The sequence below is a fragment of the Kushneria sp. Sum13 genome, assembly GCF_052692355.1.
The window spans coordinates 379,410-405,840 of record NZ_CP199847.1 but is presented as its reverse complement, the minus strand read 5'-3'; the positions used below and the strand labels follow the sequence as shown (position 1 = coordinate 405,840).

Annotated in this window: 34 protein-coding genes, 1 other RNA gene and 1 pseudogene; 22 read left to right on the top strand and 14 right to left on the bottom strand. The window is 58.8% G+C overall.

Going from position 1 to position 26,431, the window contains the following annotated elements; translation table 11 throughout:
- Positions 1–52 precede the first annotated feature (52 nt).
- The 3 genes from ACUN8C_RS01930 to ACUN8C_RS01920 are packed head-to-tail and all read left to right on the top strand — an operon-like array spanning position 53 to position 3,037.
- A complete protein-coding gene (locus ACUN8C_RS01930) occupies positions 53–1,231 on the top strand; it encodes an ABC transporter substrate-binding protein (RefSeq protein ID WP_445620688.1) in 1,179 nt (392 codons plus the stop codon).
- A complete protein-coding gene (locus tag ACUN8C_RS01925; protein WP_445620687.1) occupies positions 1,224–2,294 on the top strand; it encodes a FecCD family ABC transporter permease in 1,071 nt (356 codons plus the stop codon). Before ACUN8C_RS01930 ends, ACUN8C_RS01925 begins: the two co-directional genes overlap by 8 nt.
- Positions 2,288–3,037: an ABC transporter ATP-binding protein gene (locus ACUN8C_RS01920; protein ID WP_445620686.1), complete on the top strand. Its 750-nt coding sequence runs from the start codon at positions 2,288–2,290 to the stop codon at positions 3,035–3,037. The genes ACUN8C_RS01925 and ACUN8C_RS01920 overlap by 7 nt, the downstream gene beginning before the upstream one ends.
- A 56-nt stretch (positions 3,038–3,093) precedes the next feature.
- Here the strand turns inward: ACUN8C_RS01920 and ACUN8C_RS01915 are convergent, their stop codons facing one another.
- The 5 genes from ACUN8C_RS01915 to grpE all read right to left on the bottom strand — a co-directional run bounded on the left by ACUN8C_RS01915 (position 3,094) and on the right by grpE (position 8,068).
- On the bottom strand, positions 3,094–3,501 hold the full coding sequence (locus tag ACUN8C_RS01915) for a septal ring lytic transglycosylase RlpA family protein (protein ID WP_445620685.1): 408 nt from the start codon (positions 3,499–3,501) through the stop codon (positions 3,094–3,096).
- Between the two features lie 80 nt (positions 3,502–3,581).
- Positions 3,582–3,986, bottom strand: a complete 405-nt coding sequence (locus ACUN8C_RS01910) for an organic hydroperoxide resistance protein (RefSeq protein WP_445620684.1) — start codon at positions 3,984–3,986, stop codon at positions 3,582–3,584.
- Positions 3,987–4,111: 125 nt separating this feature from the next.
- Positions 4,112–5,263, bottom strand: a complete 1,152-nt coding sequence (gene dnaJ / locus ACUN8C_RS01905) for a molecular chaperone DnaJ (protein WP_108844073.1) — start codon at positions 5,261–5,263, stop codon at positions 4,112–4,114.
- Positions 5,264–5,350: 87 nt separating this feature from the next.
- Positions 5,351–7,273: a molecular chaperone DnaK gene (dnaK, locus tag ACUN8C_RS01900; protein WP_445620683.1), complete on the bottom strand. Its 1,923-nt coding sequence runs from the start codon at positions 7,271–7,273 to the stop codon at positions 5,351–5,353.
- Between the two features lie 168 nt (positions 7,274–7,441).
- Positions 7,442–8,068: a nucleotide exchange factor GrpE gene (gene grpE / locus ACUN8C_RS01895; RefSeq protein WP_108844071.1), complete on the bottom strand. Its 627-nt coding sequence runs from the start codon at positions 8,066–8,068 to the stop codon at positions 7,442–7,444.
- A 289-nt stretch (positions 8,069–8,357) separates the two neighbouring features.
- Here grpE and recN point away from each other — a divergent pair, with 289 nt between their 5' ends.
- Positions 8,358–10,031 carry a DNA repair protein RecN gene (recN, locus tag ACUN8C_RS01890; protein WP_445620682.1) on the top strand — a complete coding sequence of 558 codons (1,674 nt, stop codon included), beginning with the start codon at positions 8,358–8,360 and terminating at the stop codon, positions 10,029–10,031.
- Between the two features lie 85 nt (positions 10,032–10,116).
- Here the strand turns inward: recN and fur are convergent, their stop codons facing one another.
- Positions 10,117–10,569, bottom strand: coding sequence for a ferric iron uptake transcriptional regulator (gene fur, locus ACUN8C_RS01885; RefSeq protein WP_086620854.1), 453 nt, complete (start codon positions 10,567–10,569; stop codon positions 10,117–10,119).
- A 73-nt stretch (positions 10,570–10,642) separates the two neighbouring features.
- Between fur and ACUN8C_RS01880 the strand changes: the two genes are divergently transcribed.
- On the top strand, positions 10,643–11,083 hold the full coding sequence (locus tag ACUN8C_RS01880) for an outer membrane protein assembly factor BamE (protein WP_108844069.1): 441 nt from the start codon (positions 10,643–10,645) through the stop codon (positions 11,081–11,083).
- 23 nt (positions 11,084–11,106) lie between these two features.
- On the opposite strand, the gene ACUN8C_RS01875 is transcribed toward ACUN8C_RS01880, so the two are convergent.
- Together ACUN8C_RS01875 and ACUN8C_RS01870 are read right to left on the bottom strand one after the other, a co-directional pair.
- Positions 11,107–11,415, bottom strand: coding sequence for an RnfH family protein (locus tag ACUN8C_RS01875; protein ID WP_445620681.1), 309 nt, complete (start codon positions 11,413–11,415; stop codon positions 11,107–11,109).
- Positions 11,415–11,849, bottom strand: a complete 435-nt coding sequence (locus ACUN8C_RS01870) for a type II toxin-antitoxin system RatA family toxin (RefSeq protein WP_445620680.1) — start codon at positions 11,847–11,849, stop codon at positions 11,415–11,417. Before ACUN8C_RS01870 ends, ACUN8C_RS01875 begins: the two co-directional genes overlap by 1 nt.
- Before the next feature lie 153 nt (positions 11,850–12,002).
- Here ACUN8C_RS01870 and smpB point away from each other — a divergent pair, with 153 nt between their 5' ends.
- On the top strand, positions 12,003–12,479 hold the full coding sequence (gene smpB, locus ACUN8C_RS01865) for an SsrA-binding protein SmpB (protein ID WP_108844066.1): 477 nt from the start codon (positions 12,003–12,005) through the stop codon (positions 12,477–12,479).
- Positions 12,480–12,592: 113 nt separating this feature from the next.
- Positions 12,593–12,974, top strand: a transfer-messenger RNA (tmRNA) gene (gene ssrA / locus ACUN8C_RS01860).
- 488 nt (positions 12,975–13,462) lie between these two features.
- Here the strand turns inward: ssrA and ACUN8C_RS01855 are convergent.
- The 5 genes from ACUN8C_RS01855 to ACUN8C_RS01835 form a co-directional block, all read right to left on the bottom strand.
- Positions 13,463–13,876 (bottom strand): hypothetical protein, encoded by a 414-nt coding sequence (locus ACUN8C_RS01855; RefSeq protein ID WP_445620679.1) that lies wholly within the window; start codon positions 13,874–13,876, stop codon positions 13,463–13,465.
- A 76-nt stretch (positions 13,877–13,952) separates the two neighbouring features.
- Positions 13,953–14,678, bottom strand: a complete 726-nt coding sequence (locus ACUN8C_RS01850; RefSeq protein ID WP_445620678.1) for a phage portal protein — start codon at positions 14,676–14,678, stop codon at positions 13,953–13,955.
- Positions 14,627–15,013 carry a hypothetical protein gene (locus ACUN8C_RS01845; RefSeq protein ID WP_445620677.1) on the bottom strand — a complete coding sequence of 129 codons (387 nt, stop codon included), beginning with the start codon at positions 15,011–15,013 and terminating at the stop codon, positions 14,627–14,629. Before ACUN8C_RS01845 ends, ACUN8C_RS01850 begins: the two co-directional genes overlap by 52 nt.
- Entirely contained in the window at positions 15,010–16,251 is a 1,242-nt protein-coding gene (locus tag ACUN8C_RS01840) for a terminase large subunit domain-containing protein (protein ID WP_445621815.1), read from the bottom strand. Before ACUN8C_RS01840 ends, ACUN8C_RS01845 begins: the two co-directional genes overlap by 4 nt.
- A 64-nt stretch (positions 16,252–16,315) precedes the next feature.
- The gene (locus ACUN8C_RS01835) at positions 16,316–16,816 is read right to left on the bottom strand and encodes a terminase gpP N-terminus-related DNA-binding protein (RefSeq protein ID WP_445620676.1); all 501 of its coding nucleotides are present in this window, start codon (positions 16,814–16,816) and stop codon (positions 16,316–16,318) included.
- A 167-nt stretch (positions 16,817–16,983) separates the two neighbouring features.
- Here ACUN8C_RS01835 and ACUN8C_RS01830 point away from each other — a divergent pair, with 167 nt between their 5' ends.
- From ACUN8C_RS01830 to ACUN8C_RS01765, 14 genes and pseudogenes are all read left to right on the top strand, one after another.
- Positions 16,984–17,802, top strand: a complete 819-nt coding sequence (locus tag ACUN8C_RS01830; RefSeq protein WP_445620675.1) for a GPO family capsid scaffolding protein — start codon at positions 16,984–16,986, stop codon at positions 17,800–17,802.
- 14 nt (positions 17,803–17,816) lie between these two features.
- On the top strand, positions 17,817–18,845 hold the full coding sequence (locus tag ACUN8C_RS01825; RefSeq protein WP_445620674.1) for a phage major capsid protein, P2 family: 1,029 nt from the start codon (positions 17,817–17,819) through the stop codon (positions 18,843–18,845).
- Between the two features lie 2 nt (positions 18,846–18,847).
- A complete protein-coding gene (gpM, locus tag ACUN8C_RS01820; protein ID WP_445620673.1) occupies positions 18,848–19,540 on the top strand; it encodes a phage terminase small subunit in 693 nt (230 codons plus the stop codon).
- Positions 19,541–19,650: 110 nt separating this feature from the next.
- Positions 19,651–20,121, top strand: a complete 471-nt coding sequence (locus tag ACUN8C_RS01815; RefSeq protein ID WP_445620672.1) for a head completion/stabilization protein — start codon at positions 19,651–19,653, stop codon at positions 20,119–20,121.
- The gene (locus ACUN8C_RS01810) at positions 20,121–20,330 is read left to right on the top strand and encodes a tail protein X (protein WP_445620671.1); all 210 of its coding nucleotides are present in this window, start codon (positions 20,121–20,123) and stop codon (positions 20,328–20,330) included. The genes ACUN8C_RS01815 and ACUN8C_RS01810 overlap by 1 nt, the downstream gene beginning before the upstream one ends.
- 14 nt (positions 20,331–20,344) lie before the next feature.
- Positions 20,345–20,551, top strand: coding sequence for a hypothetical protein (locus ACUN8C_RS01805; RefSeq protein ID WP_445620670.1), 207 nt, complete (start codon positions 20,345–20,347; stop codon positions 20,549–20,551).
- Positions 20,548–21,051: a lysozyme gene (locus ACUN8C_RS01800; protein WP_445620669.1), complete on the top strand. Its 504-nt coding sequence runs from the start codon at positions 20,548–20,550 to the stop codon at positions 21,049–21,051. Before ACUN8C_RS01805 ends, ACUN8C_RS01800 begins: the two co-directional genes overlap by 4 nt.
- Positions 21,048–21,449, top strand: a pseudogene (lysB, locus tag ACUN8C_RS01795) (Rz-like lysis system protein LysB); the annotation flags it as partial. The gene ACUN8C_RS01800 and the pseudogene lysB, both read left to right, overlap by 4 nt.
- The gene (gene lysC / locus ACUN8C_RS01790; protein ID WP_445621814.1) at positions 21,346–21,579 is read left to right on the top strand and encodes an Rz1-like lysis system protein LysC; all 234 of its coding nucleotides are present in this window, start codon (positions 21,346–21,348) and stop codon (positions 21,577–21,579) included. The pseudogene lysB and the gene lysC, both read left to right, overlap by 104 nt.
- A 104-nt stretch (positions 21,580–21,683) precedes the next feature.
- Positions 21,684–22,163 carry a phage tail protein gene (locus ACUN8C_RS01785; RefSeq protein WP_445620668.1) on the top strand — a complete coding sequence of 160 codons (480 nt, stop codon included), beginning with the start codon at positions 21,684–21,686 and terminating at the stop codon, positions 22,161–22,163.
- Entirely contained in the window at positions 22,156–22,608 is a 453-nt protein-coding gene (locus ACUN8C_RS01780) for a phage virion morphogenesis protein (RefSeq protein ID WP_445620667.1), read from the top strand. The genes ACUN8C_RS01785 and ACUN8C_RS01780 overlap by 8 nt, the downstream gene beginning before the upstream one ends.
- Positions 22,609–22,720: 112 nt before the next feature.
- Positions 22,721–23,404, top strand: a complete 684-nt coding sequence (locus ACUN8C_RS01775) for a hypothetical protein (protein ID WP_445620666.1) — start codon at positions 22,721–22,723, stop codon at positions 23,402–23,404.
- Complete coding sequence (locus ACUN8C_RS01770) at positions 23,388–23,804, top strand: PIN-like domain-containing protein (RefSeq protein WP_445620665.1); 417 nt, start codon at positions 23,388–23,390, stop codon at positions 23,802–23,804. Before ACUN8C_RS01775 ends, ACUN8C_RS01770 begins: the two co-directional genes overlap by 17 nt.
- Before the next feature lie 302 nt (positions 23,805–24,106).
- Positions 24,107–24,901 (top strand): BRO-N domain-containing protein, encoded by a 795-nt coding sequence (locus tag ACUN8C_RS01765; protein WP_445620664.1) that lies wholly within the window; start codon positions 24,107–24,109, stop codon positions 24,899–24,901.
- Positions 24,902–24,977: 76 nt separating this feature from the next.
- Here the strand turns inward: ACUN8C_RS01765 and ACUN8C_RS01760 are convergent, their stop codons facing one another.
- Positions 24,978–25,712 (bottom strand): hypothetical protein, encoded by a 735-nt coding sequence (locus ACUN8C_RS01760; RefSeq protein ID WP_445620663.1) that lies wholly within the window; start codon positions 25,710–25,712, stop codon positions 24,978–24,980.
- A 188-nt stretch (positions 25,713–25,900) separates the two neighbouring features.
- Between ACUN8C_RS01760 and ACUN8C_RS01755 the strand changes: the two genes are divergently transcribed.
- A complete protein-coding gene (locus ACUN8C_RS01755; RefSeq protein WP_445620662.1) occupies positions 25,901–26,428 on the top strand; it encodes a phage baseplate assembly protein V in 528 nt (175 codons plus the stop codon).
- Positions 26,429–26,431 lie beyond the last annotated feature (3 nt).

Genomic DNA, 26,431 nt, shown 5'->3' with positions numbered 1-26,431 from the left:
CCGAAAAAATGCGAATGATAAACCTTATCATCACATGACAGGACGCTACCCGGTGTCGCGTTCACAGCGTGTGTCTCCCTCTCTGGCCATTACAATGATCATGAAAAGAAACCTGCTGTTTACCGCTGTTATAACGCTTGCCCTGTTCTCCGGACTCGCTTCGGCAAAGGACGTGGTGGTTACCGATGTGGCAGGCCGTCAGGTCCATGTCGACACGCCGGTCAAACGCATGATTCTTGGCGAAGGCCGCCAGATCTATCTGCTGAGCGTACTGCAGCCGAAAAGCCCCTTTAACGGTGTGGTGGGCTGGCGTGAAGATCTTTCGCAGGCCGACCCGGAAACATACGCCGCCTACGCCGAAAAATTTCCCGAACTGAAAGACATTCCGACCTTTGGCGGTTTCAAGGATGGCACCTTTGACGTGGAGCAGGCCGCGTCTCTCAAACCCGATGTGGTCTTCATGAACATCGAGGCGCAAACGGCCACCGAAGACGCCGGCTACGAAGACAAGCTCGCGGCACTGGGTATCCCCATCGTCTATGTCGATTTTCGCGAGAATCCCATCAAGGATACGCCGGCCTCGATCCGACTCATGGGCAAGCTTCTGGACAAGGATGAGGAAGCAGAGCGCTTTATCGACTTTTCCAACCAGCAGATGGCACGTGTGACCGATGTGATTGGAAAGGTCGACCCGGAGCGCCCGCGTGTGTTTATCGATCGTGCCGGCGGCTACTCTGATGACTGCTGCATGAGCTTTGGTCCGCACAATTTTGGCGACTACGTTCGCATTGCCGGCGGCCAGAACATTGCCAATGACATCATTCCCAACACCTTTGGTACCCTCAACCCCGAACAGATCATCGCCTCCAACCCGCAGCAGGTCGTGGTGACCGGTGGCGACTGGGAAGCCTATGTCCCCGGCGGTGCCTGGGTGGGTGTCGGACCGGGCGCTGACATGCGCGAGGCCCGTCGCAAGCTGGAGGCCCTGACGCACCGTACGGCCATGACCGGCATCGATGCCGTTAAACACGACCGTGTCCATGCCATCTGGCATCAGTTCTACAACAGTCCCTATTACTTTGTGGCGATTCAGCAGCTGGCCAAATGGTTCCATCCGGAACTTTTCAAGGATCTCGATCCGGATGCCACCATGCGCGAGCTTCATGAACGCTTTTTGCCTTTGACATATCAGCCGGGGTACTGGGTGTCGCTCGAGGCGGAAGATGAATAAGTCGACGGCCGCCATGACCTCTCCCCAACAGGGTCGCACCTTCTATCGCACCATGGTCCTGCGCCGTCAGCTGATCCTGCTGGCCCTTCTGGGCGCCCTTTTTTTAAGCTTTTGCGTCGATCTGGCGCTTGGACCTGCCCGATATGAGCTGACAGAGGTGCTGAGCGCACTGCTCGCGCCCGGCTCGGTCAGCGAGCAGATCAGCGTCATTGTCTGGCAGATTCGCATGCCGGTAGCGCTGATGGCGATCGTGGTCGGCGCGAGTCTTTCAATTGCCGGCGCACAGATGCAGACCATCCTCAGCAATCCGCTGGCGAGCCCCTTTACGCTGGGCATCTCGGCCGGGGCTGGATTCGGCGCGGCGCTGGCGCTGGCCTTTGGGGTATCGATCGTGCCGTTCGCGGTGGACTATATCGTGCCGATCAATGCCTTTCTGGTCGCCATGCTCACGGCGCTGATGATTCATCTTTTGAGCATGCGTCGGGGCGTGACGATTGAAACCATCGTGCTGCTGGGCATTGCCATGGTGTTCATCTTCAACGCGCTCATGGCGCTGATCCAGTTTTTTGCCAGCCAGCAGGCCCTGTCAGCCGTGGTGTTCTGGACCATGGGCAGCCTGACCAAGGCGACCTGGCCCAAGGTCTGGGTCTCGCTGACGGTACTGGTGATTGCGATACCGCTGCTTGCCCGCCACGGCTGGGCGCTGACCGCCATGCGCCTGGGCGATGCCAAGGCCGAGAGCATGGGCGTACGACCACGCCGGCTCAGGCTACAGGTGCTGATGCTGGTGTCGCTGCTGGCCTCGGTATCGGTGGCCTTTGTCGGCACGATTGGCTTCATCGGACTGGTGGGACCGCATATTGCGCGGATGCTGGTAGGAGAAGATCAGCGCTTTTTCCTGCCGGCGTCAGCCCTGTGCGGCGCCCTGATCCTGTCGGTAGGCTCGGTGATTTCCAAGATGCTGATTCCGGGGACGGTCATTCCCATTGGCATCATCACCTCGCTGGTCGGTATCCCGTTTTTCCTCTTTCTTGTTCTCAACCAGAAGAAATCAACATGGTAAGCCTGACGCTTGAACAGGTGACGGCCCACTACGGCAAGCGTGAAGTGCTCTCGAGCATTACCACCCCGACGCTGTCGGGTGGCCAGGTGGTGGCGCTGCTGGGTCCCAATGCTGCGGGCAAGTCCACGCTGTTTCGACGCATTCTGGGGCTGCTGGCCGGTGGCGGCCAGGTTCGGATCGCCGGAACAAACGCCGAGCGCCCTGTGGCCTATATGCCACAGGAAACCCGAATCGATGCGGTGTTGAGCGTCTACGAAAGCGTCTTGCTGGCACGCATGCAGGGTCGCCGTCTCAAGGTGCAGCCCGAGGATCTGGCGCAGGTGGATGCAGCCCTTGAAGAGCTCAATATTCAGGCACTGGCCCAGCGTGATATCGGCGACCTCAGCGGCGGCCAGCGCCAGCTGGTCAGCGCTGCCCAGGCGCTGGTGCAGTCGCCGGATATCCTGTTACTGGATGAACCCACCTCAGCGCTTGATCTGCATCGCCAGATCGGCCTTTTAAGCGTGCTTCGCCGGCTGGCCGAACAGCGCCAAATGTTGATCATCGTGGCACTACACGATCTGGGTCATGCCCTGCGCTTTGCCGACCAGGCCATTGTGCTGGCCGGTGGCGCTTTGAAAGCATGTGGGCCCACGCGGGCCGTGGTCACCGCAGAACTTCTGCGCGAGGTCTATCAGGTCGAAGGACGCATCGAAACCTGCTCCAGAGGCAGTCCAATGCTGGTGGTTGAGACAGCACTATAAACGCTGAAAACCGGTGCCATCGCGGTATCAAGCGATCATCCCATCCGGGCACCGGTTTATTTCAGGACTTCGACTTTCACCGGTACCACGCCACTGCGGATCATTCCGATCTGCTCGGCGGCAGCACGGGATAGATCAATTACCCGCCCTCTTGAAAATGGACCGCGGTCATTGATCCGCACCACGGTCTGGCGCTGATTGTTCAGGTTGGTCACTCGTACCCGGGTGCCAAAGGACAGAGATCGATGCGCCGCCGTCAGAGCGCTTTTGTCATAGCGTTCACCGCTGGCGGTGCGTGCGCCCTGATGACGGTCGCTGTAGTAGGAGGCCTTGCCCGAGGCGGTGGCCCCCGGTGCATCAGACAGCTGGCTGCCGGCGCATCCAGCCAGCCCCAATAGACACAGCAGCGCCAGAAGCTGCTGCCCTTTCAGCCAGCACTTTGCCGGCATTGATACGATCGACATGGCCCGTACTCTTCATAAAAAAACGCACCGCAGTCTATCAGAGCTGCGGTGCGCTTTTTTGGCGGGATCACACGATGGTGTCAGTGACCCTTCACTTCGATATCAACCTTGATGTTGCCTCGAGTGGCCTTGGAGTACGGGCACATCTCATGCGCCTGAGCGATCAGCTTTTCCGCTTCGGCCTGGGGCAGAGCCACTTGCGCAGTCAGTTTAACCGCCAGATTGTAGTCATGATTTTCAGCATCCAGTGTGACATGAGCGGCCACCGGGATGTCATCGAGCTTGTGACCCTGCTGGCGTGCCACGCCCATGGCGGCGCTGGAGAAACAGGCGGCATAACCGGCAGCAAAAAGCTGCTCCGGATTAGTGGCATCTGTACCACTGCCCGGCATGGCAAGATCGACATCAAGAATGCCGTCATCACTTCTGGCATGTCCCTTGCGTCCGCCGGAGACATTGACGGTGGTTTCATACATGACTGACATGATGCTCTTCCTGTGTTGAAAACCTGCTGCAAGCGTAGTTGATACCACCTCGGGGCGCCTGGTCATGCGAACAAACATAAAAAAACCCTGCCGGTTGGCAGGGTTTTTGAGATCGATCCAGACGCTTATGGGCGCATGTCATCGAAAAACTTTTTCACGCCGTCAAACCAGCGGCTTTTGCGCGGCGAATGCCGGGTGTCCGTGCCGTCCAGACTTTCTTGGAACTGACGCAGCAGCTGCTTTTGCTCTTCATCGAGATTGACTGGCGTTTCCAGCACCACCTTGCACATCAGATCGCCTGGTGCGCCGCCACGTACCGGCTTGACGCCCTTGCCACGCAACCTGAAAAGCTTGCCGGTCTGGGTCTCGGGCGGAATGCGCAGCTTGACGCGACCTTCAAGTGTTGGCACTTCAAGCTCACCACCGAGGGTGGCGTCCACGAAATTGATGGGCACTTCGCAGTAGAGATCGCGCCCGTCGCGCTCGAAGATGGCATGGGCCTTGATGGCCACCTGCACATAAAGATCGCCCGCCGGGCCACCGTTAACGCCGGCTTCACCTTCACCGTTGAGGCGAATGCGGTCACCGGTATCGACGCCTGGCGGAATCTTGACCGACAGGGTGCGCGTTTCCTGAACACGCCCTTCACCGTGGCACTTGCGGCACGGCGTATCAACGCTCTGCCCCTGACCATGGCAGGTCGGGCAGGGCTGCTGCACGGCAAAAAAGCCCTGCTGCATGCGAACCTGACCCATGCCGTTACAGGTGGAGCAGGTGCGTTTGCTGGTACCGGGTTCGGCGCAATCACCGTGACAGCGATCGCATTCCACCAGACGCGGCACGCGAATATCGACCGTGGTGCCGGCAACGGCTTCTTCCAGATCAATTTCCAGGTTGTAACGCAGATCACTGCCACGCGCGGCACCGCCCGGGCCACGCCGTCCACCGGCACCCCCGAAGATGTCGCCGAACACGTCGCCGAAGATATCGCTGAAACCGCCTGCACCGCCGGCCCCACCAAAGCCACCGCCGCCAAAGCCGCCGCCCTGACCATCAACGCCGGCATGGCCGAACTGGTCATAGGCCGCACGCTTGTCACCGTCGGCTAATACTTCATAAGCGTCAGAGACCTCACGAAACTTCTCGGCCGCCGTCTCATCATCAGGATTACGATCGGGATGATACTTCTGTGCCAGGCGACGATAGGCCTTCTTGATTTCCTTGTCGTCGGCGCCGCGCTCGACGCCGAGGACCTCATAATAGTCACGCTTGGACATGGTCTAACGAATCCTCCGAAGTCTGACACCTGCAAAAACAACGCGGGAGCAAGGCTCCCGCGTTATACAGATCAGGCGTGAAAAACCTTACTGCTTTTTCTGGTCGTCGTTGACTTCTTCGTAGTCCGCATCGACCACATCATCACCGCTCTTCTGAGTGCCTTCCGGCTGCTCGCCCTGAGCCTGTTCGCCCTGCTCGGCGTACATTTTCTGGGCCAGGTTACCGGAAGCCTCGGTCAGGGCATCCAGCTTCGGCTGGATCTGCTCGGGGTCATCGCTCTTGAGCGCTTGTTCCAGTTCGGTGATGGCCGTTTCAATGCTCTGACGATCTTCGTCAGTGGCCTTGTCACCGGACTCTTCCAGCGTCTTGCGCGAGGCATGAATCATGCCGTCGGCCTGGTTGCGCAGCTGAACGAGCTCCTCGAACTTCTTGTCTTCGGCCTCGTGCGCCTCGGCGTCCTTGACCATCTGATCAATCTCGTCATCGGAGAGACCGCCGGAGGACTTGATCACGATCGACTGTTCCTTGCCGGTCGCCTTGTCCTTCGCCGTGATGTTCAGGATACCGTTGGCGTCCAGATCGAAGGCCACTTCAATCTGGGGCACGCCACGCGGGGCCGGCGGAATGTCGGCCAGGTCGAAACGACCCAGTGACTTGTTCTGCCCTGCCTGCTTGCGCTCACCCTGCAGCGCATGAATGGTCACTGCCGTCTGATTGTCCTCGGCCGTGGAGAAGGTCTGTGTCTTCTTGGTCGGGATCGTGGTGTTCTTTTCGATCAGCGGCGTCATGACACCACCCATCGTCTCGATACCCAGTGTCAGCGGCGTCACGTCGAGCAGCAGCACGTCCTTGACGTCACCGCCCAGTACGCCGCCCTGAAGCGCGGCACCCATGGCGACGGCTTCGTCGGGGTTGACGTCCTTGCGAGCTTCCTGACCAAAGAATTCGGCAACCTTTTGCTGAACCATCGGCATGCGCGTCTGGCCACCGACCAGGATCACGTCCTGAATCTCGCTGTTGGAGAGACCGGCATCCTGCATGGCCGTCTTGCACGGGCCGAGCGAGCGCTGTACCAGATCTTCGACCAGCGACTCGAGCTTGGCACGAGTGACCTTGACGGCCAGGTGCTTGGGACCGGTCTGATCTGCCGTGATATAGGGCAGGTTGACTTCGGTCTGCTGCGCGGAAGACAGCTCGATCTTGGCCTTCTCGGCGGCTTCCTTCAGACGCTGCATGGCGAGCGAATCGCCTGACAGGTCGATACCGGAATCCGTCTTGAACTGCTGGACAAGATAGTCGATCAGCTTGAGGTCAAAGTCTTCGCCGCCAAGGAAGGTGTCACCGTTGGTCGCGAGGACTTCGAACTGCTTCTCACCGTCGACATCGGCCACTTCGATAATGGAGATATCAAAGGTACCGCCGCCCAGGTCGTAAACCGCGATGGTACGGTCGCCGCCCTTGCTGTCCATGCCATAGGCCAGCGCTGCAGCCGTCGGCTCGTTGATGATGCGCTTGACTTCAAGACCGGCAATACGACCGGCGTCCTTGGTGGCCTGACGCTGAGAGTCGTTGAAGTAGGCCGGTACGGTGATGACCGCTTCCGTGACCTCTTCACCGAGATAATCCTCGGCGGTCTTTTTCATCTTCTTCAGGACTTCAGCGCTGACCTGCGGCGGTGCCATCTTCTTGTCGTTGACCTGAACCCAGGCATCGCCGTTGTCGGCTTCGATGATGCTGTAGGGCACCATCTTGATGTCCTTTTGAACAACGTCATCCTTGAACTTGCGGCCGATCAGACGCTTGACCGCATACAGGGTGTTGTTCGGGTTGGTGACGGCCTGACGCTTGGCCGCCTGACCAACCAGTGTTTCGCCGTCACCGGTATAGCCGATGATGGAAGGCGTCGTGCGAGCACCTTCAGCGTTTTCGATTACGCGGGTCTTGTCGCCATCAAGCACAGCCACACAGGAGTTGGTTGTGCCAAGGTCGATACCAATAATGCGTCCCATAAGTGTCACCTCGAAAAATCTTTTGAACCAGAATTGCTGTCGATGCGCAGCCAACGCTGCGTGGATGTCTGCCTATGTGTGGGCATTACGCTGCTTTTCAAGACCCCACACGTATCGTTGTCGACAAATCATCCGAAACCGGGTAGTCAGTCATCCGAAACCGGGCAGTCAGGCCTGCTTGCTCACCACCACCATGGCCGGGCGAACCAGGCGACCGTTAAGCGTGTATCCCTTCTGCATGACGTCCATGACCGTATTGGGATCCATCTCGGGATTGGCCACCTGCGTCATGGCTTCATGGTACTGGGGGTCAAAGGGCTCGCCGTGCGGGTCGAGCTGCTCAACGCCAAACTTCCCGAGCACGTCCAGCTGCATCCGAAGGGTCATTGATACGCCCTCACGATGCGTTTCGCTGACATCCTCGCTCATGCTTTCAAGCCCCTTCTCGAGACTGTCCACGACCGGCAGCAGCTCCTTGACGAACTTTTCCAGCGCAAACTTTTTGGCCTTCTCGGCATCCTGCTCGGCACGGCGGCGTACGTTTTGCGCTTCTGCCGCGGCCCGGACCTGCTGGTCCTTCACCTGTGCCAGCTCCTGCTCGAGCTCTGCCACGCGCCCGGCCAGAACGTCGGCTTCCTGCTCGCTCTGGCTCATCACGGCATCGTCGTCCGAGGCCAGTTCGCCTTCGATATCCTCAAGAGTATCCGTATTGTCGGTGTCAAGCGGTTGCGGCTCGCCTTCGCGCTCGGCACGCTCGAGTTCTTCATCTCTTGGATCATGCGGCTTGTTGGTCATACCCCACTCCTGACTCGCTGTGTCTACTATTGGATCATGGCGCTCATGTTGCGCGGGCATACGCGACCGGCTGTCAGTGCGTCATCCTGTAGAGCGACATTCATGCTGAAAACTGTTTACCCAGATGGGGCATTCGGGTCGCAATCTCAAGGCATGACGACGATGAAATTACCAATTCAGGGTATTGAAGCCCGATCAGGGCAGCTGTATAAAAACACATTCACTGTATATAAAGTCAGTCTCCACCCACTAAACCCAGTCATTTGCGACACCGCGCACGGGAGTGGCCATGCTGTCTCAGCTATCCATCAGTAACTACGCCATTGTTGAACATCTGGAACTGGATTTCCGCGATGGCATGACGGCCATCACCGGCGAAACCGGTGCCGGCAAGTCCATTCTTCTGGACGCCCTGTCGCTTTGCCTGGGGGAAAGAGCCGATGCCGGCAGCGTGCGCCATGGTGCCTCGCGGGCCGATCTGGCGGTGCGCTTTGACGTCGAGAAACTGTCCGAAGCACGCGCATGGCTTGCCAAGCGCGACCTCGACGATACGGAGTGTCTGATGCGACGCTCGGTGGCCGCCAACGGCCGCTCAAAGGCCTGGATCAACGGCGTACCGGCAACGCTTGCCGACCTCAAAGCGCTTAGTGAACATCTGATTGATATCCACGGTCAGCATGCTCATCAGACCCTGATGCGCGAGGAGACGCATCTGCGTCTGCTGGACGATTTTGCAGGCCATAGCGAGAAGGTCGAACAGCTCACGCAGATCTATCGTCAGTGGCAGCAGGCCAGCCGCCGATTGAAAAATGCACGGGAAAACGGTGACGAGCAGCAGGCTCGCTGCCAGCTGCTGCGCTATCAGGTTGAAGAGCTCGACGCGCTGGCACTGGGCGAAGAAGAACTCTCGGCACTTGAAGAAGAACAGACCCGCCTGGCCAATGCCGAAGAAATCATCACTCAGGCGCAGTTTGCTGCCGACTGCTGCGATGATGATGAGAGCGGCGCCCTGTCCCGCCTGACTCAGGCCAGACAGCGACTGGAGCAGTTGCCCGGGAGCGACAGCGGCGCCCTGGCCAATATTCTGGGAATGCTCGGCGATGCCTGCATCCAGCTGCAGGAAGCAGGATATGAGCTTCATCGCTACGTCAATGCCACTGAACTGGACCCTGATCGCCTGATGGCGGTCGAGTCACGTCTGGCCGAAATTCACCGTATCGCCCGCAAGCACCACGTCATGCCCGAGGAAGTGTCGGCGCTGCATCAACGCCTGCAGACAGAACTTTCCGCGCTGCAGGATGGCGGGGAAGACATGGAGACGCTGGTCGAGGCCACGGAAACCGCGCGCAACGCCTGGCGCGAACTGGCCCGCCAGATCTCCGAGCAGCGCACTGAGGCAGCACGCCACATGGGCGAGGAAGTGAAGTCTCAGCTGGCCTTTCTGGGTATGGAAAAGGCGGACTTTACCGTTGATGTCGCACGCCGGGAAACAGCACAACCCGACGGCATGGACCGGGTCAGCTTCCTGATCAGCGCCAACCCCGGTCAACCGGCACGCGCCCTGACCCGAGTGGCATCGGGCGGTGAACTGTCCCGCGTCAGTCTTGCCATCCAGGTAGTCGCCGCACAGCACAGCACTATACCGACGCTGGTCTTTGACGAGGTGGATGTCGGCATTTCAGGTGCCACGGCAGAAATCGTCGGACAGCTGCTGCGACAGCTGGGCGGTCACGGTCAGATTCTATGCGTCACTCATCTACCTCAGGTGGCCGCACAGGGACATCAGCACCTGCATATCGAAAAACAGGCGGATGAGCGCACCACTCATACCACCATGGCACTGCTCGATGAGGGAGGACGGGTCAGGGAGCTGGCACGGATGCTGGGAGGCGTACACCTTTCAGAGCGCACGCTGGCCCATGCCCGTGAGATGCTGGACGTCAGTCAGCGATCTGCCCACTAGCAGCGGGGGCTTCCGGGTTACCGACATCAAAACGCCGCGAACATTTGCGGCGTTTTTGTGATCACCCAGGTGTTCGTCGTTCTGATCAGCGGCGATTGCCACCGCCATCCTGACGCGTCGCGCTGGAGCCCTTGGGGCGGACATAAAGCACCAGGGCATGATCGACCAGCTCGTAGCCGCGCTCTTCGGCAAGCTCACGCTGACGACGCTCGATATCGCGATCAAAGAATTCGACGACTTCGCCCGTTTCCAGACACAGCATGTGATCGTGATGTTCTTCCTGAGACATTTCGAATACAGCATGGCCGCCGTCAAAATTGTGACGTACCACAAGCCCTGCGGACTCGAACTGTGTCAGGACACGATAAACAGTGGCCAGACCGACGTCTTCACCGGAATCCAGCAGCGCCTTGTAGACGTCTTCAGCGCTCATGTGCAGATCCTCTTCCCGAGTTGCCTCGAGGATCTGAAGGATTTTTACGCGGGGCAGGGTCACCTTGAGGCCCGCCTTGCGTAACTCCTGATTTCTATCGGCCATGGTAGCTCTTCGCAGTCTCTGGATGTATCGGGTATGATCGATCAAGGCAAACGATAGGGAAAGTCCCAGGCAAATGCAAAACACGCTCAAGCTTATAATTTTTTCTTTTTTGATCAGTCTGTTAGCAGCATGCGTTTACAAGCGCGACCTGCCACAGGGTAATCTGATCACTCCCGATATGGTCTCGCAGCTGCAGCCCGGCATGAGCCGTCAGCAGGTCGTACAGGTCATGGGGAGCCCCCTGATGTACAACGCCTTTGACGATTCACACTGGAACTATGTCTATCGGCTGAAGGATGCTGACGACAATATCACTGAAAAGCAGGTTTCGCTCGTCTTTAATGGCAATCAACTGGCGGATGTTCAGACAGCCGGCGATATCGATGCCAGCCCCCGAACGCAGCAGCTTGATGCCCCTGCATCAGCTGCCGCCGCTGGGCCCGGGGAAGTGGTTTCCCCCATGGGTCAGCCGACATCAAATCCCGAGGGTGGCGCTGCGGATCCGACCCTGTAAGCCATCGACAGGATAGCGGTCATTCAGACCTTTCGTCGGGCCCGGGCCCGACGAGCCTGTTTTGGATCGACCTGCAGTGGCCTGTAGACCTCGATCCGTTCCCCCTGACGCACTACCTGATCGCTCGGCGATTTAACGTGCTCGCCAAAGATCCCAATCGTTAACGTCTCCATGGGCACGCTGCACAGTTCGCTGACCTTGCTGCAAAGGCCCGAGGCCTCAAGCGCGCCCAGTACCGTGGTCCCCGAAGGCACCGTAATGACTTCGAGATACTGTGACGCCGGTGTCGCCCAGGCAACCTCACAGGTAATCCCTTCCGCTTCACGTTGCATCAGCGCCCGTACACCCTGTCAGCACGTTCAATAAAGGCATCGACCAGCTGGCCTGCCAATTGATTGAAAAGCCGTCCGAAGGCCATCCCCAGCAGCCGGCTGGAAAATTCAAATTCAAGATGCAGCTCTACCCGGCAGGAACGCTCATCCAGCGCCACAAACCTCCAGTGGCCTTCAAAACGCTTGAACGGGCCGCTTGCCAGTGACAGGTCAATACGATCAAAGGGTTTGAGCCCGTTACGGGTGCGAAAGGTCTGCTCTATCCCCCCCTTCCCCAGAGTAAGCTCACCAATCAGATGGTGCTCTCCCCGTTCGACCGTACGCGCGTTGCGACAGTTGGGTAAAAATTCTGGATAACGCTCAAAATCATTCACCAGCTCAAACATCTGCTGATCGGTATGGCGCACCATCGCGGAGCGATCAACGGTGGGCATGCCCTTCTCCCATGACGCAGGCACGCTCAGCGCGTACCATGGTTGACGTTTGTTCACACATGCTTGAATGATATCACGCCTCCCCCCATTTCAAGGTGAGCATGCGCATGTGATGCATTGCATGATTTTTATCGTCAAGGAGATGACATTTCGATGGGCAAGAAGAAACAACAGCCCTCAGGCAATCTGATTGCCCAGAACCGCAAGGCGCGCCATGAATACCACATCGAAGAAAGCTTCGAAGCAGGGCTTGCCTTGTCGGGGTGGGAAGTCAAAAGCCTGCGCGCCGGCAAGGCACAGCTGACAGATACCTATATCCTGGTGCGTCGTGGCGAAGCCTGGCTCATGGGCGCTCATTTTACGCCCCTGAACACGACCAGCACGCATGAGGTGGCCGAGCCGGCCAGAACGCGCAAGCTGCTGCTGCATAGAAAGGAAATTGCCAAAATCTTTTCACGTACGCAGGACAAGGGTCATACCTGTGTCCCGTTGAGGCTTTACTGGAAAGGGCATCTGGTCAAATGTGAGCTGGCGCTGGTCGTCGGCAAGCAAAAGCATGACAAGCGCGAAACCGAAAAGCAGCGTGACTGGCAGCGACAGAAGGCACGCGTTGTACGCGAACAGCGCTGAGCCGTCGGCAAGCCATTTAATGGCGGATCAGCCATTTTGTACGTGCATCAGGTATCCCAGCATCGATAGCAATTGGCGCTTACTGCAATTATTGCTACACTCTGTACCGAACCGGGGGCGTTATGGATTCGACGCCGGTTGCAGATCCTGAGGTGCATGCCGAGAGCGTAACGTATCTCGTAAATACCACGTTACTCTAAAATAGTCGCAAATGACGAAAACTATGCTCAAGAGGGCGCGCTGGCAGCTTAAACCCTGCTGGTAACCTTCTTACCCCGAAGCGATGTGCCTGTTCATCGTAACGGGGCTATGAGCTACAGCTGACAGGATCGTGGTTGGCTTTGTTCTCGCGTCAACCGCTAAACATTAGAGAGCCCGCTGTATCGGATCCTGCTCGTCGGAGCCGATACGGTTGAACCAAAAGACGAATCTAAGCATGTAGAGCTGATGGACGAGTGCCGGCGGACGGGGGTTCAACTCCCCCCGCCTCCACCAAACATCAAAAAAGCCGCCCCGCAACGGGCGGCTTTTTTTGTTCCCAAAACAAAGACTTAACGCCATATGGGGCTATTTGCGCTACTGGTCAAAAAGTGCACAAAAAGGCATGACGTGGGCAGGTTTTGGCATGGCTGGGGCAGCATTTGGGGCAACATTTCTGGGCGCTTTGAGTGAGTCAGGAAAGCGGCGACGACAGCGGCATAAGAGGCTTCCACACACCCAATAGTGTGGGCGCATGAAACGCAAGGAAACGCACGGGAAAACCTATCGCAAAAACCACCTCGCGGCCCTCATGGCGGCTGGCTCGCGGGCAGGTGCAAGGGTGCAATAAAACAGACCCATTTAGCGCGCAGGCGGGGCGGGGAGTCGACGGCGTGCGAACGGCGCTGACCATCCTTACTAGGTATAGATACTCCAGCAGCAGTGGCCAGACACAAAAAACCGCCCAAGCAGGCGGCTTTTATCTTAAAGCTGCTGGTCAGCGTTTATCTCTGACATCTTTCCAATGCACTGGTAACGTGTTTTTTAAGCTCTTCTTTTTTCTTTTCCAAATCTATTTCAATCCACTCTGCTTCAATAGGTGTGCCTTGAAGGCTCTCTTCAAGGTCTTGCTGATTGCTCTGATGATCCATCATTCGCTCTACGCTGGCCGTTTCAGAGTCAAACGATGAATATGGTTCCTCCTCAATTTGCTGTTCTTCTTTGTCGTAATCGTCTAAAAGCTGTTCCTGTCGTTCCTCCAGTGCCTTTATTTCATCAGGACTTTTAGCATGGAGCTCGCTCAAGGCACCCTCTAACCGATCTTCTGCTTCCTCAACTTCATCAACGAGCTCATCAAACTTGATCCTTTGATCGGGAGTCATCGCAGTATAAATTTTGATAAAATCGTTAGAACTCATTGGCATACCCTTACCCCTCCTAATGACTTAGAAACTGATTGCAGCTTCACACTGGTAATAATCAACCTAAACCAAATTAATTTTTTGGATATTCTCCGTTACCCAGATCATATGGTCTGAACCGCACTACCTCTTGTCCCACCTGATCATTGATCTCCAAAAACACCGACTGCAGCGGGTCCAGCTCATTGGCCACGAACACGCGCGCCGCCTTCTCGATGTCACCGAACCCGCCCGTATTGTTAGGGATGATCCCCATCAGTTGAGGCGGCACCCGATGGCCGGCCAGCGTGTCATCCCTCGTAATATTTTTGATGCCCGCAAACTCGTCTTTCGCTGCCACCTCCGAGATCGGGATGATCTGCACGCCATCCTTTTTGCCGTTGGGCGAATGCAGGAACAGGTTTCGGAAGTTGCCGACGCCCTTCGAGTTCTTGAGCGCATCGCGCATGGCGTCGATGTCTTCCTGATTCTGCGCCGCGTCCGAGACGTACATCACAAAGCCCGCATGGCTGCCGTTGAGATAGTAGCGTCGACGGAACAACGTCGCGTTTTCGTTGAGCATGATCGACTGCAGCGCGCCCATATAATCCGGCACGCCATAGATCTCCTGATTGATGTCCGGCTCGACCAGATGAATCATCGAACCCACCTCGAACTCGACCGGCTGCTGCCAGTTGCTCACCCACCAGAAATGCCCCTCCTCGGTACCGCGCCGCACGTATTTGGCCCGCGCCGGGCGCAGACCGATCAGACGACCCAGTCGACCATAGACCCGTTCGATATACGCATTGCCGAACACCAGGTAATCCGTGACCAGCTCGCGGAACGCCTGCCGGCCCAGCAGTGGGTGCGGCATAAAGCTGACGCGTCAGGATGTTGCGCTTTCACCTGCAGCCCGCTGCCATGGTGCGCCGTCGCCCGGTACATTTTGGCCAGTGCGGCCAGATCGACCGGCGGCTCATACCACCGGGCATTGGCCATCCAGCAGCCGGTATAGAGAAAATCGGCCAGATCGGTCACGGGCACCGGCTCGCCGAAGGTAAACGCCTCGGGCCTCGCCGGTGCCGGTGCGGTGATCTGCTGCTCAAATCGGGCATAGGCGCGCTGGCGTGGTTTGGCGGTAACGTCGGTCATCCGTAAATCTCCATGATCGAGCCACCGCGCTCGCCCTCGGCGAGAACGTCGATGGGCTCATTGCTGAGGGCGTGCATGGTGGCCCATGCGAGATCTGCGTGGCCGGTCTGGCCGTTACGGCCAGCGGCATAGGTGAACTGCCGACCGCTTGCGGTCAGCTCGCGCCGGATCGCGGTAAACGACTGCGCGATGATCGTGTCGCGGGCGTCGAACTCCAGGCGACCACGGTCGATGATGTGCTGCGCCTGGCGAACCAGCGCGCTCTTGCTGTCAGGGGTATAGCGGTGCCGAGTGACGCGCGGGAACCACTTCGCGACCAGCTGCGCCACCGCGTCGCCCATCCCGTTGGTGTCGATGCCGATGTACTGGACGTTATAGCGGCGGCTGACCTCGCGGATGTACTCGGCCTGCGCCTCATAGTCGTGGCCCTTGAGGCGGTGCTGTTCGAGGATGCGATGCCGGTCGTTGCGGTTTTTCGCCGGGGCCAGCACGATCAGCCCGGCCCCGTCGCTGCCCTCACCCTCACCCGCCGGGTCATAACCGATCCACACCGGCTGATCACCGAACGGCCGCTGCGCGAACGGTTTCCAGTCGCGCCAGATATCCCATGAATCCACCATGCAGCGCTGCATCGACATCATAGGGAACGCTGACTGACTGTCGTCGACGAACTCGCACATCAGCAGGTTCGCGAACTCATCATCAGAGTATTCGAGCCGCAGCTGATCGATGTCGAACAGATCGCAGCCGCCGGCCATCGCATCCTTGATCGTGACGATCTGCCGCCACTGGCCATCGGCGCATCGGGCGCCGCCGGCCAGTACTGCATGGCTCACATCGATTTCGACCCGGTCGGCCTTTTTCTGGCGCTTGTTGAACCGCTCGCCGGTCCAGAACGGGTACGCCTCATGGGCGACCGATGACGGTGTGCTGAAATAGGTCTGGCGCCACTTCTTGTGCATCGCCATGCCGCTGGTGACCTTGCGGAACTGCTCAAAGCCGCCGATCCAGAAATACTCATCGAGGTACGTGTCGCCGTGGTAGCCCTGCGCCGTTTTGGCGTTGGTGCCGAGGAAATGCAGCTCCGCGCCATTGGCCAGCACGATCGGGTCGCCTTTCAGCTCGACGCCGGTCGTCTCCTTCACGAACTGCACGATGTAGTTGCGGAAGATATGCGCCTGGGCTTTTGAAGCCGACATGAAGATCTTGTTCTTGCCCGTCTCCACCGCATCGGCGATGGCCTCGCGGGCGAAGAACCACGTCGCGCCGATCTGGCGTGACTTGAGCAGGTTGCGGATACGCTCATGCTGGCCGGCCCGGTACCAGTGACGCTGGTACTCGAAACAATGACGCCTCGAACGCCTCGACGATCTGAATCACGCCCTCATCGCCAACGTCATTACGCGCGGGCTTCTTCTTCTCGCCGGCGTTGCGCCGCTCGATGTTCGGGTTAAGGTCGCCCTCCTTGCCGCTTTCCTCATAGCGGTGCACCCGAGCCAGCCGCTCGATCTGACGACCCAGCAGGTCGATCTCCTTAAAGTCCCGCCCTTCTTTCGCCTCCTTCGAGATCAGCATCACCAGTCGCGCCTCGAGCGCGCCCTCGACGCGCTGCGTCGACGTGGCCTCATCCCATTTATCACGAGCCTTCCAGCTGCTGACCGTGTTGGGAGAAAGGTTCAAAAACTCGGCAATGCGCCCAACACGCCAGCCCATCCAGTACAGGTGGCGCGCAGAGAGTTTCGCGGCGTCAGGACTGTCCAGCGTCGTGTCGATTTCGGCGGGATTCAGAGGGTTAGCGGTCATGTGGTGTCCGGCACTGTAAATGCGGACAGCGTACCGACCAGCCCGGACGCCATATCGGGGCACGGCTTGTAACGCCTGTGTTTACAACGCCCGCGCGTTGAGCCGAGACCGATCTGCACGGAACCTGATGCCCATACAGCACCTGTTCAGTTCCCGAGGATTACTCAATGCCCTGGCATCGCATCGCAACCGAAGGCGCCACCACCGATGGCCGCAAGATCGAGCGCAAATGGCTCGAACAGATGGCCGCCAATTTCAATCCCGACAAATACGGCTGCCGCATCAACCTCGAGCACATCAAGGGCATCCTGCCGGATAGCCCCTTCAAGGCGTACGGCGATGTCGTGGGGCTGAAAACCGAGGAAAACGACGAAGGCAAACTGCAGCTTTACGCCGATCTCGACCCGACCGACGAACTCAAGGCCCTGAACAAGGCACGCCAGAAGGTCTACACGTCGATGGAAGTCGACCCCGACTTTTCGGACACCGGCGAGGCCTACCTGATGGGGCTGGCCATCACCGACTCACCGGCATCGCTGGGCACCTCGATGCTGCAGTTCAGTGCCGGGGCCGGCGCTGAGTCACCGCTGGCCGGTCGCAAGCAGCGCCCGGAAAACCTCTTTTCAGCAGCCATCGAAACCGACCTCGATTTCAGCGATGACACACCCGAGCCCTCGAAAGGCCCGTCCCTCGCCGAGCGCGTCAAGGCCATGTTCGCGCAGCACCGCAACAAGACCACCGGCGATTTTGCCGCTCTGCGCGATGATCTCGAAAAAACCATGGGCCTGTTCGTCGCTGAAAACGCCGACATGCGCGCCGAGCTGGAAAAGCGCCCCAGCGCGGATCAGTTCAACCAGCTGAAAACGGCCCACGAGCAGCTCCGGGCATCACACGATGACCTGCACAACCAGCTCGACTACACCCCGCGCCACAAGTCCCGCACGCCGGCCACCGGCGGCAACGGCTCCATCGAAACCGACTGCTAAGAGACGCTCCCAATATGCGCACGACGACCCGCAAACAGTTCAACCAGTACGCCCAGCGTCTCGCATCCCTCAACGGTGCCGAAAACGCGTTCTCATCGTTTGATATCGATCCGAGCGTGCAGCAGACGCTCGAAACCAAGATTCAGGAATCCAGCCAGTTCCTGTCTCAAGTCAACATGACCGGTGTACGCGATCTGGTCGGCGAAAAGCTCGAGCTGGGCATCACCACCCCTATCGCCGGGCGTACCGACGTCAGCCAGCGCGACCGTAATCCCATCGATCCCACCGGCATGGAAAAGCACGAATACCGCTGCGAATCGACCGAGTTCGACACGGCACTGTCATGGTCCAAGCTCGACGCCTGGTCGAAGTTTCCCGATTTTCAGGCCCGCGTGCGCGACGCCATCATTCGGCAGCAGGCGCTCGACCGCATCATGATCGGGTTCAACGGTACCCGCGCCGACCGGCAAACCGATCGCGCCAAAAACCCGCTGCTGCAGGACGTCAACATCGGCTGGCTGCAACAGTATCGCGCCCACGCTGCCGCACGCGTCATCAAAGGCACGACGCTGGGCAAGGGACAGGAGTTCCAGAACATTGATGCTTTGATCTTTGAAGCCGTCAATTCCCTGCTCGAACCCTGGTATCGCGACAGCACCGATCTGGTGGCCATCGTCGGGCGCTCGCTGATGACCGAGGAGTACCTGCCCAAAATCAACAAATGGGAACAGCCGACCGAAAGAAATGCGCTGGACCTGATCATGGCCCAAAAGCGCATGGGTGGCCTGAACGCTCTGCAGGCACCGTTCATGCCTGATGGCACAGTGTTCATCACCTCGCTGGATAACCTGTCGATCTACTGGCAGGAAGGCTCGCGCCGTCGCTACCTGAAGGACAAGCCCGAGCGCAAGCGCGTCGAGAACTACGAATCCTCCAACGACGCCTACGTCATCGAGGATTACGGGTTCGGCTGTCTCCTTGAGGGCATCACCCATGCAGACGCCCCTGAGACTGAAACCACCGACACCACTGCCGGGGCATAACCATGGTCAGCTCGCTGCGAAAACACTACGAGCGCATCACCGCCGCACAAGCGGCGGCGAATGCCGGCGATCAGGTCATGCACGGCGATGCCTACCACCTGATGCACGCCCAGCTGTTCGAAGACTACCGCCGTCTCAAGTCGGTGCAGTCCGTCGAGCGCAAGATCGAGATCAAGCGCGAGATCCTGCCCAACTACGCCGAGTATGTGGCCGGCGTGTTGGACGCCGGGCGCGGGGCCGAAGATGAGGTGCTGATGCGCATCATGCTGTGGCGCATCGACGTCGGCGACATCACCGGCGCCCTGCCGATTGCCCGCTACGCGATGCAGCACCAACTCGATCCGGGCGAGCAGTTCCAGCGCTCTACACCTGCGATCCTTGCCGAGGAATCCGCCGAGCAGGCACTCGCTCTGGCCGATGACGACGACTCGATGCTTGAGGCGCTTTGCGAGATCAATGACCTGATCGATGGCAAGGATATGCACGACCAGATCCGCGCCAAGCTGCACAAGGCCATTGGCAAAGGCTACCGCGCCAGCAACGATCTGCCCGATGCCCTGAACCACTACCAGCGCGCCTTTGAACTCAACGACCGTGCCGGCGTGAAGCAGGACATCGACCGCATCGAGAAAGCGCTCAAAAAGCAGGCCGCCGAACAGGCAGGCCAGCCACAAAACAACGCCCAGCCGGGCTAACCGAGTCGACCGCCGACGTCCAGGGGGCACGGTGATAACGCAGGGCCTTGAGCCCATCGCCGCCTCATCGTCCACCCCCTGTATTACGGGGCGAAAACCGAGGTGCCGCCATGACCAGTTTTGTCGCCGCCGGCAACACCAGCGCCCGCGCCGCCGAGCCCATCGTCAATAACGGGTTCTGGCCCACCATCGACCCCGCCGAATTCCGCGACGCCCGTCGCCTCGACGGTACCGTCACACCCCCGCGCGTGCAGGATGCCCTGCTCACAGCCATGGCCACCGTCAACCGAGTACTGCGTGACTGGCAGGCTCGGCAGGTCGACGCCGGCCATCAGCAGGTGCAGGACGTCCCCACACCCCGCTGGCACCCGCCCGGCATCTATCTGGCGCTCTACCGCCGCGCGGTCTATGCCACCGCCCATGCGGCCATCGCCGAGGCGTACCGCGATTACGACGCCACGGCCAGCACCCGCGACCGGGGCGATAGTCAGGAACTCATCGGCGAGAGCTACCGGCGTGATGCGTCCTGGGCGATCAGCGAGATCCTCGACCGACCGCATGTGACCGTGGAGCTGATCTGATGGCCAGAACCGTGCGCGCCCAGCAAAACGACACCCTCGACCACATCTGCTACCGCCATTACGGGCGCACCGAAGGCGTGATCGAAAGAGTGTTTAACGCCAATCCCGGCCTCTGTGACCTCGGCCCGATCTTGCCCCAGGGCACCGCCGTCACCCTGCCGGACATCAACACACCACCGAGCCGCGCCCGCGTGCAGCTCTGGGACTAGCGCAAGGAAAGGATATGGCGCAGCAGCTCAACATCACCACCGAAGCCGCCAAGGCCGCACCACCGGCGATTGTCGCCCTGCTCCATGCCGGCGGCATGACGCCCAGTGACTGGGTCACGGTGCTGACGCTCGCCTATCTGGGCCTGCAGATCGGCCTGCTGGTGCCCAAATACTGGCGCCAGTTCCAGGACTGGCGCGACAAGCGGAGAGAGAACAGATGAAAAATGCCGGACGCTGGCTCGGCGGCGGCGCCATCGGCGCCGTCGCTGCCGGGGCGCTGTCGATCGCCATTCAGGTCGTCAGTCACTTTGAAGGCACCGAGCTGACCGCCTACGCCGACCCGGTCGGCATCCCGACCATCTGCACCGGCCACACCGGTCCGACCGTCAGGCTGCACCAGACCAAAACGGCGGAAGAATGTGATGCCCTGCTCGCCGGAGATCTCGGCATCGCATTCGACGCCATCGGGCGCAACGTCAACGACAACATCGATCGCAGCCTGCCCCCGGCCCGGCGCGCCGCGCTGGCCTCGTTCATTTTCAACGTCGGTGAGGGCTCGTTTCGCAGCTCAACCCTGCTGGAAAAACTCAACGCCGGCGACATACGTGGCGCCTGCGATCAGCTCACACGATGGGTCTACGCCGGCGGTAAAAAACTCAGGGGGCTGGTCCGTCGCCGTGATGCCGAGCGCGAGCTCTGCCTGCAGGGGCTGGATCTATGAACCGCCTGATCATCACCGGCGTCCTGATCGCCGGTCTGACTCTCGGCGGCTGGGCGCTCTGGCAGCGTGGCAATGTTGCCAACGACCGCGCCGACCGGATCGAACAGGAGCGCGACGCCGCACAAAACGAAAACCAGCGCCGGCAGGTGGTCATCGACGCGCTATGGGATAACGCCCGCCGCCTCGAATCCCAGCGCCGGGCGCTCGCCGAACAGCAGACTGAACTGGCCCGCACCGCCTCCAATCGCCTCGAAAAAATCAGGGAGATCCAGCGCGATGACACCGACACGAAAGATTGGGCCGACACTCGCCTGCCTGCTGTTATCCGGCTGCGCCAGCGCACCGCCGTCACCGGCGCAGCCGCTTATCACCAATCAGTGCGCGACCCCGACGCCCTGCACCCTACCGGCCAGTCACCCGACCAATAACGGCGAACTGCACCTGCAGCTCGAACGGACCGAGGCCGCCTGGGCGCAGTGTGCTGCGGAAGTTGATGCGGTGATTGCATGTCATGAAGAAGGGAACTGAAAAAGCACATCCATGTGCAGGGCCCAGGTGATGAACCTGTCCTTTCATAAGAAAGGTCGCATAAAACAACAGGGATTAATACCATATTAATGGAGAATTAATCATTGAAAAAGCTCACCGCCCTGCGCCAGCACCTGATCGACGCCGTGCCCCACCTGCAGCGCGACCCCGATCAAATGCTGACGTTCGTCGAGGATGGCACCATCGAATTTGCCCCCGGCGCCAATCTCTCCCACGGCTACACGTTCACGGCACAGATTGTACTGACCGATTTCGCTGACGACATCGACACCGTGATGATCCCGCTGCTCGACTGGCTCGCCGTCTATCAGCCGGATCTGGTGCCCGCCGAGGCGATCAAGTTCGAGGCCGAGATCCTCAACAATGACGCCGTGGATCTCGCCCTGCGCATTCAGCTTACCGAGCGCGTCGTCGCCAAAAAGGACTGCGACACCGGGCAGATCAACATCAGCCACCGCATGCCCCGCTTTGACATCGAGACCTGCGGCCCGCGCCGCTGGCAGCTCATGGCAAACGACCGGCACCTGAGCGACTACGTCGAGCCGGAGGGCGCCAATGGCTGACAACATCGAGCGCCTGGAAGATTGGGCCGCGCCACTGCTGGCCAAGCTCGACGCGAAAGAGCGCCGCCGGCTGGCGCGGGTGGTGGCCACCGACCTGCGCCGTGCCCAGCGCGAACGCATCAAGGCGCAAAAGAACCCCGACGGCACGAACTACGCGCCGCGCAAGGCGCTGGGGCAAAAGGGCGCGATCCGGCGAAAGGCGATGTTCGGCAAATTGAGGACGGCCAAATATCTACGTGTGCGCACCGGCGCCGATGGCGTCGAGGTCGGTTTCTTTGGCCGCGTGGCCAGCATCGCCAAAACCCACCAGTTCGGCCTGCGGGATCGCGTCGCGATCAACGGCCCGCGCGTGCAGTACGAACAGCGCGAGCTGCTCGGCTTCACCGATCACGACCGCACCGTGTTGCGCGACTCGCTGCTCGATCACCTCTCAAAAGCTGTTTAAAACTGTCAATTATTAGTTCCCCGCATTAATATATTGAACATCTGCTACATACAGACCCGCCCCCGGCCGTTAAACAGCTTGGGGCCTTTTCGTAGCAGAAAGGGGGCAAGATATGACATCACTTATAGGCATCGGGCTTTATAGCCCCAAGCAGGCCGCACAGCTAACGGGCATCAAAACTGATTTGCTCAAAAGCTGGCTGCTGCGTGATGACGACACCCACAAGCCGCTATGGCACCCAGAGCCCGAAGCCAAAGGGGCACCTGATGCTTTCAGTTTCCGTGACTTACTTGAGGCCAAAGCCGTTTGGTCGCTCAGACAGCATGGCGTCTCTTTGCAGACGATTCGTCGAGCGCTGGACAATCTGAAAAGCCATTATCAGATTGACTACCCTTTAACCAATCCGCGGCTGGCAACTGATGGTAAAGATGTGTTCATCCAGACCATCACTGAAAGTGGTGAAGAATGGCTGTCCGATCTTGCCAAGCGACAGAAGGTCATGGCTGAGGTTGTGAGCCCCTCCATCCTGAAAAGCATCTCCTTTGACGAATGCCAAAATCCTGTTGCATGGCAACCGGACCCTGAAGATGATCTGATCGAGGTCAATCCGAAGCTCAATTTCGGCAAGCCCTATGTCCTTCCGAGCTATATGCCCACTCGTACCTTGGCCAAAGCCTATGCAGCTGAGGATGAGAATGCCGAGATGGTCGCTCGATATTACGGAATTACTGAAGACGAAGTAATTCGTGCCGCAAACTTTGAAAGAAGGATCGCGGCGGGTGCACATCTTCATTGACGAAAATCTGGGTCAGGGTCTCGCGCGGGCGCTTCACCATCTTCAAACGCTTCTTCCTGAAAACCATACTGTCGAACATGTGATAGACAAGTTCGGCAGGCGTGGTATTCCTGACGAGGAATGGTTGTCCGAGCTACAAAGGGAAGGCAACTGGGTCATTCTGTCGAAAGACAAATTCGACAAGAACGACCCTGAAATACACGCTTTCCGAGAAGCCGGGCTGACCGTTTTCCACCTGGACAAGCAGTGGTCAAAGCACCGTGGCTGGGAAGAAGCCATGCGACTGCTGAAGTGGTGGCCGGATATTTCCAAGCTGGTAAATTCTGCTACACAGCCCATGTGGTACGAAGTGCCTTGGGCACACACACCAAAACTGAAAGGCCGACCTCTCGGGAAGTAAGCGGCGCTTCCTTACCCCTCTACTCCCCCGCATTTCACATCGAAATTGCAAAATCGCGTCTAATACGCCACTATCCCCCCATCGCTGCAAAATCAGCGAACGGGTTTGGTCGCCCGATCAGCACTAAAGGCGCACAGCGCCGCCAGGCGTTTTTTTGTGCCCGTGTTATGGCGGGCCGTGCGCGGGAGCCTTCGGGCTGCCGGGTTTCCTTTAGTGCCCCGGTCGACCAACCTGCGTACGGTTCGCCCCCCTCCATTTGGTCGTGGACAGGCGAACTCCGATAAGCACTAAAGGAGTTTCAGATGAGCGCTATCGCCCAAGTTTTACCCTTCCAGTTCGATACCCAAGAAATTCGCACGCTGCTGATCGACGATCAGCCGTGGTTTATTGCCGCTGATGTTGCCAGGGCACTGCAATATCAGACTGCCAAAGATATGGCCCGCAATCTTGATGATGACGAGAGGGGTAGGCAAATTGTGCCCACCCCCTCCGGTGATCAGGAAATGACGATCATCAACGAGTCCGGCCTCTACTCCGCGATTCTGCGCTCACGCAAAACCGAGGCGAAGCGCTTCAAGAAGTGGGTCACCGCTGAGGTGCTGCCGGCCATTCGTCAGCACGGCCGTTATGATATCGCCACCGCGACCATCGGCACCGATGGCCTGCACATTCTCCACGAGCTGATCGGCAAAAAGATCAACGTGCTGCCCGGCGCCACCAAACGGCAGGCCCGCGCCAAGCTCTGGAGTCTGGTGCATACCCGCTTTAACGTGCCACGTGCCGAAATGATCCCCGCCGCCGAGCTGGAAAGCGCCTGCAACTTCATCGCCGCCTGCGCGCTGGATGGCCAGTGGCTCCCCGCCCCGGCCAACGACGACACCCTGAACCAAGCCGATCAGGTCAACCTCTACGCCCTGTGCAGCCACATGCTGCGCTTGCACGAACTCTACAGGCAGTACCACCTGCGCGAGATGTTCGAGCACCTCCAGTCACCGATCGGCCCCAGCCTCTACGGCCACCTCACCGAAGGCGCCTCCCTTGCCCGCCGCTACCAGCCCCGGCTAACCGCCGCCCGCGAACGCCTCGGTATCCGCTGACACGAAAACGCCCCGCATTGCGGGGCGTTGTTTATTCAATATCCAAGGCAATATCGTACGAAAACACGTTCAAAACTTATTCAGCACGATAAACGGTCCAAGTATCTGAATAATAATATTTAGATAGATAACCTTTTTCAATCCATTCTGACAATGTCTTTTTGTCGATTTTTTGCCAGTCGTAATTGGCAAAAAGCCTTTCACGATAGCCAAGGCATGACTCTTTTCGGTAGGAGGTTCCTATATCCGATGCGGCATATTGGCTGTTAAAACTGCTGCTCCCATGATCAATATCAAACTGAAAGACCTTTATATTGAAAGTAGCCCCTCTTTTTTCATAGAGGTATTTGGGGCACTCCACTTCAGGCTCATTTGAATCAAACTCCACACCTCGGGTGACCAGCAGTGGGGTAAGAGCTTTCATCGTTTCATTTTTTGGCCCATACATTTTGACTGTATCCACAGAGCGTACGCTTGAATTTTTGATTGCGAACCGATCGGTTTGATCCTGTGGTACATAGGGGCTCCAATATGCCGCCATAAAAACACCAATCATCGGTATCATCGCAACCTTGGGGCCAAAACGTTTCTCAATAAAAAAGGCCGCAACCCCCATTACGATGGAGGCCATAAAGACAACAGACAAGATGCTGAGCAGAGTACGGGTATCAAATGACCATCCCAAAAAAGGAGCATCATGAACTATCCCCATTCGAGCATTTGAGATAATGCCTATAAGGAAACATATCCATACGAAAAGCCCAACGATAATGGCGCAGTAGAACCGGGTCGCAATTGGCAGTTTCTTCACATTCTCTTCCTGAAATCAGACAAGCCAAACCTCAATGCATTCAAGCTTGAGACACACTCAATTAGAAAATATTGATGCTACATTTTTTAATTAACGTTGTCCCCATTGCTTTTACAACGCCCGCCGCTCGCATCATCCCTCATACCTGCCGACGATAGCCGCATACCCGTTTATCGCTCGGAGCCTTGATGCACCCCGTCGAACTCGCCCGACTCCTGCACAACCTGATCCGACTCGGCACCGTTGCCGAGATCGATCACGCCGCCGCGCGCGTCCGTGTCACCACCGGCGAGCTGCTCACCGACTGGCTGCCGTGGCTGGAATCCCGCGCCGGGCAAACCCGCACATGGAACCCGCCGACCGAGGGCGAGCAGGTACTGCTGCTCGCCCCCGGCGGCGAGCTGGCCGGCGCCGTGGTGCTGGGCGCCATCAACAGCAACGCCCACCCGGCTGTGAGCGATGACCCGAACCTGACCCGATGGGACATGCCCGACGGCGCCGTGATCGAGTACGACCACGCGGCCAGCCACCTGCGCGCGGATCTGCCCGGCTCGGCGGCCATTACCGCACCTGCCGGCGTCACCATCACCGGCCCGCTGCACGTCACCGAGGGCATCACCACGCCCGCCGATGTCGTCGCGTCCGGCATCAGCCTGGTCAATCACAAAACCACCGGCGTTAAATCCGGCTCGGATACCTCGGGGCCACCACAATGAGCG